This is a genomic window from Thiohalomonas denitrificans (assembly GCF_016841685.1).
Taxonomy (GTDB): Bacteria; Pseudomonadota; Gammaproteobacteria; order Thiohalomonadales; family Thiohalomonadaceae; genus Thiohalomonas; species Thiohalomonas denitrificans_A.
Map to the genome: position 1 here is coordinate 6,530 of NZ_JAENYR010000067.1, position 12,258 is coordinate 18,787.

At 60.2% G+C, this 12,258-nt stretch carries 12 protein-coding genes and 1 other RNA gene; 7 read left to right on the forward strand and 6 right to left on the reverse strand.

Annotation, left to right across the window (positions count from 1 at the left end; translation table 11 throughout):
- Positions 1–61: 61 nt before the first annotated feature.
- From ubiH to Q7L05_RS13290, 3 genes are all read right to left on the reverse strand, one after another.
- On the reverse strand, positions 62–1,315 hold the full coding sequence (gene ubiH, locus Q7L05_RS13280; protein WP_303907523.1) for a 2-octaprenyl-6-methoxyphenyl hydroxylase: 1,254 nt from the start codon (positions 1,313–1,315) through the stop codon (positions 62–64).
- 279 nt (positions 1,316–1,594) lie between these two features.
- Positions 1,595–2,905 (reverse strand): Xaa-Pro aminopeptidase, encoded by a 1,311-nt coding sequence (pepP, locus tag Q7L05_RS13285; RefSeq protein ID WP_303907525.1) that lies wholly within the window; start codon positions 2,903–2,905, stop codon positions 1,595–1,597.
- A 119-nt stretch (positions 2,906–3,024) separates the two neighbouring features.
- Positions 3,025–3,582: a YecA family protein gene (locus tag Q7L05_RS13290; protein ID WP_303907528.1), complete on the reverse strand. Its 558-nt coding sequence runs from the start codon at positions 3,580–3,582 to the stop codon at positions 3,025–3,027.
- A 531-nt stretch (positions 3,583–4,113) separates the two neighbouring features.
- Between Q7L05_RS13290 and Q7L05_RS13295 the strand changes: the two genes are divergently transcribed.
- The 4 genes from Q7L05_RS13295 to Q7L05_RS13310 all read left to right on the forward strand — a co-directional run bounded on the left by Q7L05_RS13295 (position 4,114) and on the right by Q7L05_RS13310 (position 5,507).
- Positions 4,114–4,326, forward strand: coding sequence for a TIGR02449 family protein (locus Q7L05_RS13295; protein WP_303907529.1), 213 nt, complete (start codon positions 4,114–4,116; stop codon positions 4,324–4,326).
- On the forward strand, positions 4,326–4,640 hold the full coding sequence (locus Q7L05_RS13300) for a cell division protein ZapA (RefSeq protein WP_303907532.1): 315 nt from the start codon (positions 4,326–4,328) through the stop codon (positions 4,638–4,640). Before Q7L05_RS13295 ends, Q7L05_RS13300 begins: the two co-directional genes overlap by 1 nt.
- 18 nt (positions 4,641–4,658) lie before the next feature.
- A non-coding RNA gene (gene ssrS, locus Q7L05_RS13305) (6S RNA) lies at positions 4,659–4,837 on the forward strand.
- Between the two features lie 34 nt (positions 4,838–4,871).
- Entirely contained in the window at positions 4,872–5,507 is a 636-nt protein-coding gene (locus Q7L05_RS13310; RefSeq protein WP_303907534.1) for a 5-formyltetrahydrofolate cyclo-ligase, read from the forward strand.
- A 17-nt stretch (positions 5,508–5,524) separates the two neighbouring features.
- Here Q7L05_RS13310 and Q7L05_RS13315 read toward each other — a convergent pair whose 3' ends face one another.
- Positions 5,525–5,650 carry a hypothetical protein gene (locus Q7L05_RS13315; RefSeq protein ID WP_303907536.1) on the reverse strand — a complete coding sequence of 42 codons (126 nt, stop codon included), beginning with the start codon at positions 5,648–5,650 and terminating at the stop codon, positions 5,525–5,527.
- A 158-nt stretch (positions 5,651–5,808) separates the two neighbouring features.
- On the opposite strand from Q7L05_RS13315, the gene Q7L05_RS13320 reads away from it, so the two are divergent.
- Positions 5,809–6,273, forward strand: coding sequence for an EVE domain-containing protein (locus tag Q7L05_RS13320; RefSeq protein WP_303907539.1), 465 nt, complete (start codon positions 5,809–5,811; stop codon positions 6,271–6,273).
- A gap of 206 nt (positions 6,274–6,479) precedes the next feature.
- On the opposite strand, the gene ilvA is transcribed toward Q7L05_RS13320, so the two are convergent.
- Complete coding sequence (ilvA, locus tag Q7L05_RS13325) at positions 6,480–7,991, reverse strand: threonine ammonia-lyase, biosynthetic (RefSeq protein WP_303907542.1); 1,512 nt, start codon at positions 7,989–7,991, stop codon at positions 6,480–6,482.
- Positions 7,992–8,358: 367 nt separating this feature from the next.
- Between ilvA and rpiA the strand changes: the two genes are divergently transcribed.
- Positions 8,359–9,015 (forward strand): ribose-5-phosphate isomerase RpiA, encoded by a 657-nt coding sequence (rpiA, locus tag Q7L05_RS13330; RefSeq protein ID WP_303907545.1) that lies wholly within the window; start codon positions 8,359–8,361, stop codon positions 9,013–9,015.
- Positions 9,016–9,363: 348 nt separating this feature from the next.
- The gene (locus Q7L05_RS13335; protein ID WP_092996366.1) at positions 9,364–9,564 is read left to right on the forward strand and encodes a DUF2905 domain-containing protein; all 201 of its coding nucleotides are present in this window, start codon (positions 9,364–9,366) and stop codon (positions 9,562–9,564) included.
- Positions 9,565–9,649: 85 nt separating this feature from the next.
- On the opposite strand, the gene Q7L05_RS13340 is transcribed toward Q7L05_RS13335, so the two are convergent.
- Positions 9,650–12,175 (reverse strand): heavy metal translocating P-type ATPase, encoded by a 2,526-nt coding sequence (locus Q7L05_RS13340; protein ID WP_303907549.1) that lies wholly within the window; start codon positions 12,173–12,175, stop codon positions 9,650–9,652.
- Positions 12,176–12,258: the final 83 nt, after the last annotated feature.

Here is a 12,258-nt window from a genome sequence, read left to right on the forward strand (position 1 = left end):
CGAGGTGCGAAATACGAGATGCGAGGAAGGTCGCAAGGTGATGTACCTCGTATCTCGTATCTCAATACACCGGGAGCCCTCGGGCGAGGCGCGGGAGTCGGCCGGTGAGTCCCATAGCCTGGCGCGCCAGCAGGTGGCGGGCGGGGGGCAGCACTTCCATGGCGATCAGCCCCAGATTCCGTGCGACCACGGCCGGAAGAAATTCGTTGGAGAAAGTGCGCGCCAGTCCGTCGGTCATGGCCATCACCCGCAGGTAGTCGGGGCGGCGCCAGCGGGCGTAGCCGCGGAGATTCTTCAGGGCGCCGGGATCGCTGCCGCGATGGACTGCATCGGCGAGCACCTCCGCCAGTACCGCGACGTCCCGGAGCCCCAGATTGAAACCCTGTCCCGCGACCGGATGAACGATATGGGCGGCATTGCCGATAAAGGCGAGACGCCGGCGCACCGGATCACGCACGAATTGCAGGCCGAGGGGATAGGCGCAGCGCGGGCTCGCCTCCAGAAAGCTCCCGGCACGTCCGCCGAAGCGGGTCTGGAGGCGTTTGAGGAAGCTCGCATCATCCCACAGCAGGACCTCATCCACCTGTTCATCCCTGACGGTCCACACCAGTGACCGGCGCCGGTCGCCCTGCTCGCCCCCTTCTGTTCCCTCGGGGGCGGTGTTGGGCAGCAGGGCCATAGGCCCGGAATCGGTGAAACGCTCATAGGCCGTGCCGCCATGAGGCTGGTCGGTGACCACGTGGGCAATGATGGCGGTCTGTCCATAGCCCAGCTTGAGTAAACGGGCCCCGACCCGCTCGCGGATCTCGGAACGTCCGCCATCGGCGGCCACCACCAACTTGCAGGTGAGGTCGCGCCGCCGCCCCTCTTCCTCCACTTCGACCCGCGCGTGGTCCTCGGCAAACTCCAGATCCCTGAACGCCGCCGGGCAGATGAGTTCGGCATGGTGCAGACTGTCGAAAGACGCCATCAGGCCACGCCCGATGACGCCGGCTTCGGCCACGTAGCCCAGCGCTTCCACTCCCTCTTCCGAAGCGGACAGACGCGTGGTTCCGAAGTGACCCTTGTCCGAAACATGGATCTGCCGGATGGGGGATACGCCGAGTGCCTCCACGGCTTCCCAGACACCGATCGCGTCCAGGATCCGCTTCGAGCCCTGGGCCAAAGCGATCGCCCGAGTATCGAAACCGGGCTCTCCAACACTCGCGAGCGGCACCGCCTCGATCAGACCGATGCGCAGTGGCACCTCTTTCAGCGCATGGGCCAGGCTCGCCCCTACCATGCCGCCGCCAATAATCAGAATGTCATAATCCATTTTCAGGCCCCTTTTCAATCCCCCACGGGGCAATCATAGAACCCCGTATATTCCCCGTGTTCGAACATGCTCCTAGAGCACCCGAACAAACTAAACCACCGGCGGAGGGCGAACATGCCCTCTCCACGAGCGAGGGCTGGGGAGATGGGGATGTATAAACGCCACGACTTTATTTAGATCGCCCTCCCCCTAACCCCCTCCCGTGGGGAAGGGGGATTTCCATGCTTTCGGCCAATACCGGAGACAACCGATAGACTTGGCGTTTATTGGTTCGGTGCTCTAGGCCGTCCCCACCAGGGCTTCGATTTCATCCGGGTCCTTGGGAGCACCATCGGTGAAGACCTCGCAGCCCGCCTTGGTGACCAGCACGTCGTCTTCGATGCGGATACCGATGTTCCACCACTTTTTCGCCACACCCTTGCTCCCCGCCGGGATATAGAGGCCGGGCTCGATGGTCAGTGTCATCCCCGGCTCCAGAACCCGCCACTGATCGCCAATCTTGTAGTCACCCACATCATGCACGTCCATCCCCAGCCAGTGCCCGGTGCGGTGCATGAATAAATGCCGGTAGGTCTCCTTCTTGATCAGTGTGGCAGGCTCTCCCTTCAACAGGCCGAGTCTCACCAGACCGCGGGTCAGGACCTTGACCGCAGCTTCATGGGGCCGATTCCAGTGATTGCCCGGTTTCACCTGGGCGATGGCGGCGCGGTTGGCTTCGAGCACCAGTTCGTAGAGTGCCCGCTGCTCTCTGTTGAAACGGCCATTCACCGGAAAGGTGCGGGTGATATCGGATGCGTAACACTCCTGTTCGCAACCGGCATCGATGAGCAGCAGGTCGCCATCGTTCAAACGGCTGGCGTTCTCGGTGTAGTGCAGAATGCAGCCGTTCTCCCCGCCGCCGACAATGGAAGGATAGGCCGGCGAACGCGCTCCGTGGCGCATGAATTCATGCAGCAGTTCCGCTTCGATCTGGTACTCCCACATGCCCGGACGACAGGCCGCCATGGCGCGGCGGTGGGCCGAGGAGCTGATACGCGCGGCCTGGCGCATCACCCGCTGTTCCGCAGCCGACTTGTAGAGGCGCATGTCATGCAGCAGGTGGTCGAGATCCACGAATTCGCCGGGAGTGTGCACGCCGGTGCGGGCCTTCTTGCGCAGCCGGTTGACCCACTCCATGACCTGGGAATCGAACTCGGCATGGCACCCCATGGCGTAATAGACGCGATCCCGGTTCTCCAGTAGACCGGGGAGGATGTCGTCGATGTCGGAAATGGGAAAGGCGTCATCGGCACCATACGCCTCTACCGCCCCGTCCAATCCGGCTCGGCGACCGTTCCAGGTCTCCATCCGGGAGTCGCGTTCACGGCAGAAGAGTATGTAAGAGCCATGGCGGCGGCCAGGCACCAGCACCACGACGGCTTCGGGCTCCGGAAAGCCGGTGAGATAGTAAAAGTCCGAATCGGGTCGGTAGGGATAGTCCACGTCGCGATTGCGCTGCCGCTCCGGAGCGGTCGGCAGGATAGCGATACTGTTGTCGCCCATCTCTTTCATCAACCGACGGCGACGACGTTCGAATTCCTTCTTTTCCATAAATTGATCGCTAGCTACATATAAGGGTGAGGATGACAAAAAGGGCAACCGCATGCTGATGTCGTTCGCCGGCTCGAGCCATGAGCGTATGCGTTTACCCTGAAGATGACCACTAGCCCCTAATGCAGCGTAACATCGCCCAGCGGCGGGGCTTTGGTCGGGTTGACCTCCTCATTGACCAGCAGCACGCCGGTTCGCACATACTCGAGTAACTCGGTGTACGCGCTTTCATCTTCGTCACTCTCGCCGAACTCATAGCTCTCGGCACCGGCGATATGGGCAAAATCGCGGACGATTTCCGCACTGTCCTCCGGCAGTTTGTCCGGATCCGCACTCCCCCCTTCAGCGAGCCCCAGCAGGAACCCCTGCACCCATTCGGCGAGAGCGACCACGCGCTCTTCCAGGGCTTCATCTTCATCCGGCAGCAAGGGATGGAAGTCCAGCAGGGTGTTCTCCAGCTGTCGCACCGTCTCGCTATAGAGCGCCTTGAAGACGGCCTCCCCCTCCTCTGGATTCTCTCCTGCAGCAATAAACCGGACCCACTCCTGCTCGTTCAGCCCCGACTTGGCGCACAGGAGGCCGGTCAACAATCCGTGGCACTCCACGGCCCCGATTTTACGATTGACAGTTTCGAGTGCGCGGGTCAGCTGCTCGATTGCCTGGTGGTTATCACTCATCCGAACCTCGGTCAGGCCATCCCGGCAATATCGCTGTCACGACCGGGAGGGTTTATTGATAAGCCGATCCTAGGAGCCTGTCCGAGAATAGCAATGGACTCCAAAATGCAGGTTGGCGCTGAGGAACGAAGCCCAACAAAATCAGCGTTGGGGTTCGCATAACTCACCCCAACCTACAAAAAACCATGTTATCAGACAGGCTCCTAGTGTACTCGGGAGTAATCTACCGGGCAGCATGCTCCTCGACAATGGGGAAATTCCGTCTCGCGCTCCCACCTGTTTGCTACGATTACCTGACTCCGACTGGCTGCCAGCACCGTGCCGGAGTTCTCTGAACAAAGACCGACATTGACCGCTCTATTCTGCCATTCTATAGTGAGTTTTCTTTTTATACTGGACGGCAGCTAGTGTACTGTTGCACGCTGCGCGCTGCGCCTTGTCCTGACGTTTTTGGGGGCTCTGAAAGTATCGCCAAGCATGCAACAGTACACAAGACGCCGCGTTTTCGCTGAATTCAACAGCTTGCCGTAGATGAGTGCGGATGATACCGAATTGAGAGCCCTTGAGCGGTATGTGGATGAACTCATCCACTGTGTTGAGCGTCTCAGGGATGAGAATCGATCGCTTCGTGAAAGCCAGGCGACGCTCAATTCCGAGCGGGCGCGTCTTATCGAGAAGACGGAGGAGGCCCGCGGGCGCGTCGAGGCGATGATCGCCCGGCTCAAATCGATGGAGCAGAACTAATGCACGACCCGATTGAACAGAAGGTTGTGATCCTCGGAAAAGAGTTTCTCGTGGGATGTCCGCCCGGGAAGAAAGAGGCGCTGCACGAATCGGCACGCATGCTTGACCGTAAGATGCGGGAGATCAAGGATAGCGGTAAGGTTATCGGTAGCGAGCGTATCGCGGTCATGGCCGCGCTGAACATCGCGCATGAACTTATTGAAGAGCGCGGCCTCGAAAACGGCTACAATCGGGATCTCGGCGAACGCCTGCGCGTGATGCAGGACAAGATTGAAACGGCCCTCCAAAAAGAGGGTCATCAGATAGAGCTGTAGAATTAAAGTTGTTTTGGGTATCGCCTGGGGTGTGCGCTCTGCGCGTCGGCAATTCTTGAGCCGATAAGCACCACCCGGGACCTTATACACCAGCGCCGTGTGCATGCCCGTGCGTCGGAAAGCCTAACGTGCTGGTTGCTGGACCCACTTGAACCAAGGGTTCAAGGTAACGGCGCCGGCGGCACTCCGGGTGGTACCCTCCCTCCAATTCTCCTCCTGACGACTCGCCACGTGAATCAAACCGAACGCAACCAGATCCGCCGGACCATGCGCCGGCAAAGGCGAGCTCTATCGGAGCGGGAACGGCAGCGACGCTCGGATGCACTGGTGATGCGACTGATGCGCACACCGATGTTCCGACGCAGCCGCCATATCGCGCTGTACATCAGTAATGATGGCGAGGTGGACCTGCAAGCTCTGGCTGAACGTGCCTGTCAGATGGGGAAATGCTGTTACCTACCCGTATTGAGCCCGCTGTTCCATAATCGTCTCTGGTTCGCGCCGTACCGGCCGGATACCAGGATGGTCCCGAACCGGTTTGGTATTCCCGAACCGAAAGTGGCGTATTCAGCCATACGCAGAGCCTGGACCCTGGACCTGGTGCTGGCACCGCTCGTGGCCTTTGATGCAGGGGGCAACCGGCTGGGCATGGGCGGTGGCTTTTACGACCGCACCTTCGCCTATCTGAATCGACGCCAACGTTGGCGTAAGCCCCATATTCTGGGCACAGCTTTTGAATTCCAGCGGGTGGGCATGCTGCCATGCGAGTCCTGGGATGTGCCCATGAACGGCATCGTCACCGAAACGCGCTTCTACGGACTGGAGAGAGGGGCTGACGCGAACCCCGCTGACACGAGGGGTCCTTAAGGCACGTTTTCTTCGCCTTAGCGTTGCGCTTCGATTTGCGGCCGGGAATCGCCAATCATGCCCTGGGCGACGCTGGTGGCCAGCACGCCCGTTACGACCAGTATCGCAAGAACGACCAGGAGATCGGGTTTTCGACTTCTCATTGCGCCTCCGACAATAACCACAAAAATTTTAATGTTAAGAGCGACCCCCTGTATAGCTAACCTGTAACTGATTGTCAATGGCCCTACAGGGTTCATGGCAAGAATAACGCCCTCTAGATGTAGTAATACCGACCAGTTCACAGAAACAGAGGAAACGTATGCAGTACTGGCTGATGAAATCCGAACCCGATACCTTCGGCATCGACGACCTCGCCGCCTTGCCGAATGGCACCGATCACTGGGATGGTGTTCGCAATTACCAGGCCCGAAACATGATGCGCGACCAGATGCAGGTGGGCGACCGGGTGTTTTTTTACCACTCCAATACCAAGATCCCGGGGATTGTCGGTATCGCCGAAGTGGTCCGTGAAGGGTACCCGGACTACACGGCCTTCGATCCTGATGAGAAATACCACGATCCCAAAAGCGATCCGGACAAACCGCGCTGGTACATGGTGGACGTCAGGTTCGTTCGCAGACTCAAACGCACGATATCCCTGCAGGAACTCAAGGAGGAGCATGCCGGCGCCCTGGAGGATTTCCCGCTCCTGCGTCGCGGCAACCGGCTGTCGATCATGCCGGTTACCGAACAGCAGTGGGAATACATTCTGGGGCTGGAGTAGACCGCTGCAGAAGCAACGCCGAGGACTGGTCAGGGCACTTCTATAACTTGGTCATTCCCGCGAAAGCGGGAATCCAGCCGTTTGATTTTACTGGGCTCCCGCTTTCGCGGGAGTGACGAAAAATAAATCTTTAGAGGTTCCCTAAATACCCCCAGGGCCCTCAGTGGTTCGCTTTCGTAGCGTCTCTGCGGTGAAGTTGCCCTGTATCAGCGCAGGAACAGTTCATAGACCGGGTCTTCGGTCTCCTCCCACCAGCGATAACCCAACTGATCGAGAAACCGGGTGAATGCGTCATTGTCTTCGGGGGGCACCTGGATACCGGCCAATACCCGGCCATAGGCCGCACCATGATTGCGGTAGTGAAACAGGCTGATGTTCCAGTGCTGTCCCATGCTGTTCAGAAAGCGCATCAGCGCTGCCGGACGCTCCGGAAACTCGAACCGCAGCAGCCGTTCGTTGGGCGCGTCGGAGCGACCGCCGACCATATAGCGGATATGCAGCTTTGCCATTTCGTTGTCCGACATATCCAGCGCCGGGATATCGTTATCGCGCAGCAGGTCGAGCAGCGCCTCCCGATCCACATCGTCACCGGAAGTCTGTACCCCGACAAAGACATGCGCCTCCGAGGCGTCAGCGTAACGATAATTGAATTCGGTGATCTGACGCTTACCGAGCAGGTCGCAGAATTGCCGGAAGCTCCCGGGCCGTTCGCTGATGGTGGCGGCAAACAGGACCTCGCGACGCTCACCGATTTCGGCCCGTTCTGCCACGTGACGCAGGCGGTCGAAATTGATATTGGCGCCGCTGTCGATGGCAATCAGTTCAGCCCCCTGGATCTTTTCGCGATTGACGTACTTCTTGAGACCCGCCACGCCCAGGGCGCCCGCTGGCTCTGCAATCGAACGGGTATCCTCGAAGATATCCTTGATAGCGGCGCAGATTTCATCACTGGAGACCAGAATGATTTCGTCCACGAACTCGCGGGCGATCCGAAACGGCTCCTCACCGGCCTGGCGCACGGCAACGCCATCGGCAAAGATGCCGACCTGATCGAGAATGACCCGCTGATCCGCCTTCAACGCCTCATACATACAGGGGGCATCATCCGGTTCGACGCCAATCACCTTGATGCCGGGTTTGAGCGCCTTCACGTAGGTGGCGATGCCCGAGATTAGCCCGCCGCCGCCCACCGGGACGAAGATGGCGTCGATGTCACCCGAATGCTGGCGCAGGATTTCCATCGCAATCGTCCCCTGACCGGCGATCACCTCAGGATCATCGTAGGGGTGAACGAAGGTCATTCCGTGCTCTTCGACCATCCTCTGTGCGAACTCCGCAGCCTCGTTGTAGGCGTTACCGTACAGTTCGATTCGAGCCCCGAGATTCCTGACGGCGTCCACCTTGATCTCGGGGGTGGTCTCCGGCATGACGATGAGCGCTTCGATATCCAGCCTCTGCGCCGACAACGCTACCCCCTGAGCATGGTTTCCCGCCGATGCGGCGACCACGCCGCGGGCGCGCTGCTCGGCGGTGAGATTCACCATCTTGTTGTAGGCACCACGCAGCTTGAACGAAAAGACCGGCTGCAGGTCCTCGCGCTTCAGCCATACTCTGTTGTCGAAGCGCCGGGAGAGCGTCGGCGCATGCTCCAGGGGAGTCTCGACGGCGACGTCGTAGACCCGGGCGGTGAGAATACGCTTCAGATAGTCGATGGGCATGAATGCGTCGGTCGCTGGGAAAGAGCTACAAGATACCGAAGCGGCACGACGATATAAAGGAGTACGCACTCCAGGGCAAACACATAACAAGCTTGGTGCTTGGCGAGCGACGCAAGTGCTTGATATCAGGTACGCCGTGAATACGACTTACAGGAATGTAGATTCTACCTCCTGCGTCCATGCCGTCGTGCTGCCCACGACCCGATATCAAGCAGTTGCATCGCTTCAAAGTAGGCGGTTGCCCTGGGCAATGTTGGCCAGGGGGCCTCCCGCTCTCAATCTTTGATATCCTGTACGTATATAGGCGATTTGCCACCCACATCACGATTCGAAAAATAAAGCGAAGCACTTAGAGAAAAGGTTTCCCATGACTCAGGACGAAATGAAAAAAGCGGTGGCCAAGGCCGCTCTGGAATATGTACAAGCCGATACCATTGTCGGTGTCGGTACCGGCTCTACAGCCAATCACTTCATCGATTACCTGGCCGGGATCAAGCACAAGATCAATGGCACCGTCGCCAGCTCCAAGGCGAGTGCCGACCGCTTGAAGAGCCACGGCATCGAGGTGCTGGACCTCAATATGGTCGATGAGATCGCGGTCTACGTAGATGGTGCCGATGAAACCAACCGCTATGGCCAGCTGATCAAGGGCGGCGGCGGCGCGTTGACCCGCGAAAAGATTGTCGCCGCCGCATCACGGCAGTTCGTCTGCATCGTCGATGAGAGCAAGGTGGTGGACATCCTCGGCCAATTCCCTTTGCCGATCGAGGTGATCCCCATGGCCCGCAGCCTGGTGGCGCGTCAGGTGGTTAAAATGGGCGGTGAGCCGGTCTACCGGGAAGGCTTCGTCACCGACAACGGCAACATCATCCTCGATGTGCACGGCCTGCAAATCATGGAGCCGGCCAGGCTCGAACAGGAGCTGAACAACATCGTCGGTGTCGTCACCAATGGTCTGTTCGCACGCGATCCTGCCGACGTCGTATTGATGGGCACGCCCGACGGCGTCAAGAAGCTGGATTGATCGACGGTTCAAACCACAGAGGGCACAGAGGAACCAGAAAAACAGATCCATGTTGACCTTTGAGCAGGCGAGTTTCATTTACTTTTGGTAACTACTCACCCCCTCCTTCATCCCCTGTCCCCCCGCGTAGGGGGAGGTGGGAATCCAGAGAACAGAAGCATGGCTCAAAATGGATCCCCGCCTACGCGGGGATGACGGCTGGTTTTCTTGGCCATTACCGCTCTCTCCGCTGGATCCCCGCCTACGCGGGGATGACGGATTTACGGGGCCGTGCGCGATCACCCGGGCGAGCAGTTACTACTTTTGAAGGCAAACCTCTGTGTCCTCTGTGGTTAATCACTTAGTCCCATGTCCCGATTTCTGATCATTCTCGGCATTGCCCTGGTCGTCATCGGCCTGGCCCTGCCGTGGCTGCAAAAAATCGGCCTGGGACGACTGCCGGGAGACATTGTTATCGAGCGGGAGAATTTCCGCTTCTATTTTCCCGTGACCACCTCAATCCTGGTCAGCCTCATCCTCTCCCTGCTGTTCTGGCTGTTCCGGAGATAGGGTGCACCCTAACCGGCTCTGGAAGGGGCGCGCCATTCCCCTGCAGCCCGGGCTTTGGCCCATTAGCGGGGCTCTGAGTGCCACATTATTTTCCGCATGGACCACAGGCGGATGGGAGCGTGCCGGCGGCAGGGTTCGCCGCAACCGGTGGTTCACTGCGCGAGGTTTTGAACAGCGTGCGAATGCGGGCTGCATTGCCGATCACCAGCAGGGAGCTGATCGGCATCGCAATGGCAGCCACCAGCGGCGTGATGAATGCGGCCATCGCCAGCGGCACCATGATCGCGTTGTAGGTCATCGACAGGCCGATATTCTGGCGGATGGTGCGGAGGGTCCGTCGCGAGAGCATCGTCGCCAGCCGTACCTTTTCCAGCTCATCACTCATCAGGACGATGTCGGCACACTCGATGGAGACGTCCGTCCCGGATCCCACGGCAATACCCACATCGGCGCGGATCAGTGCCGGGGCATCGTTGACCCCGTCCCCCACCATGGCGACGCACTCTCCCCGGGCCTGGAGCTCGCCGATGACCCGATCCTTGTCGCGCGGCAGCACCTCGGCCATGACCTCCATGCCGCCGAGCTGACCGGCAGTGGCTTCGGCGACCCGACGCCGGTCTCCCGTGAGCAGGGTCATACGAATCCCGGTCGCCCGCAGGCTCTCGACCAGAGCGCCGGCGTCGGACCGCAAGCGGTCCGCCACCGCGACGATGCCGACTTCACGTCCGCCGAACGCCACATGCACACAGGTAATTGCCTCCTCCTCCAGCTCGCGGGCGCGCTCGTTGAGCTCTTCGACTGCGGCAATACCGTGCCGGTCGAGCCAGGCCCGGGTACCGATAACCACCTGCCGCCCCGCCACCCGGGCGACGACGCCAAGGCCCGGCTCACTCTCGAACCCGTTTACGTCCAGGGAGCGCCAATCGATATTCCGGTTCTCGGCCTCATCGACCACCGCGCGGGCGATGGTGTGCTCGGAGAAGCGCTCCACCGATGCCGCGACGCCCAGTAGCTCCTGCTCCCCAACTCCACGAACGGCGACCTCCCGGACTTGCATCCGCCCTTCGGTAAGGGTCCCGGTCTTATCGAACACCACGTGCGACACCCGTGAAAGGGTCTCCAGCACCGCGCCATTCTTGACCAGTATGCCGTGCCGGGCGCCTTGCCCCGATGCCACCGCAATCGACATGGGGGTGGCCATCCCGAACGCGCACGGACAAGTAATGATGAGAACCGCCGTCGCCGCCGTAAGGGCCACCTCGAAGTCTTCGCCCAACCAGTAGGCGAAAGTGATCGAAGCAAGCACCAGCGTGGTCAGAACGAACCAGGGCACAATCCGGTCCGCCAGTCGCTGTATCGGCGCACGGGAGGCCTGCGCCTGCTCGACCATGGTAATGATGCGTCCCAGGGCGGTGTTGCCCAGAATGCCCTCGACCCGCACCGTGAGCGCGCTGTGGACGTTGATGGTTCCCGCCGAAACGGTATCTCCCACACGCTTGCTAACCGGTTCGGCCTCCCCGGAGAGCATCGACTCATCGACCTGGCTGCGACCCTCGATGACCCGACCATCCACCGGAACCTTGTTGCCCGCACGCACCAGGACGGTGTCACCCGGTTTCACCGCGCGGATGGGCATAATCTGTTCATCACCGTCGCTGAGGAGAGTGGCCACCCGGGGCTGCAGGTCCATCAGCCGCTGGGTTGCGGCAACGGCGTGACGTTTCGACATCGCCTCGAGATAGCGCCCGATGAGGATGACGAACATGAAGTTCACCACCGTATCGAAATAGACATCTCCCCCGGTAGTGCCGCTCAGGGTGACATAGACCGAGTAGGCCCAGGTGGTAGTCGCACCGAGGGCGATTGGAAAGTCCATGGTGAGGTGCAGGTTGCGAAGACCGGTCCAGGCGCCCCGAAAAAAGGGCCATCCCGAGTAGAACAGTGTGGGGGTGGCGAGACCGAATCCGACCCAGTGAAACAGGCCACGGAATTCGCCCTGGTCCGCCCCCGAGTAGAGAGCAATCGAGATCCACATCAGGTTCATCACGGCAAAGGCGGCGAAAGCCAGGCGAAACAGCATGCTGCGGTTCTGTTTTTTCAGCGCACCCTCGGCCGCCTCCGGGTCGAAGGGCACGGTCGCGTAGCCGATCCGGGCCAAACGGCCGATGATCTCCGAAAGCCGGACCCGGGTATTGTCCCAACGCACCAGCAGCCGTCTACCGGACAGATTGACACTCGCCGCCAGCACGCCCTCCATCCGCCCCAGGGTACGCTCAATCAGCCAAACACAGGCGGCGCAATGGATGCCCTCCACCAGGAGGTGGATTTCACGCTGCTCCCCCAAATCCCTGACGTACTCGGCCTGGACATCGTCCAGGTCGTACATTGCCGCGTCCCGGGGAGGTTCGGGCGGCGGTGCCAGCAGGCTCCCGTCGGGAGTCCGCTGGTAAAAACCCTCCAGCCCAGCCTCATAGATCGCCTCGCACACCGCCTTGCAACCGAGACAGCAGAAGTGACGGCGCTCCCCATCGATATCCGACCCGTGATGCTCGGTCGGCGGGACCGGTAGGCCGCAGTGAAAGCAAGCGGTGGAGGTTTCGAAACCGGACATGGGTTTTACTTGGCTCTCCTGAAGAACGTGCCCCCGCTGTCATTACGAGGACGCCTACATGGATGTAGGTGGTAGAGCGACGC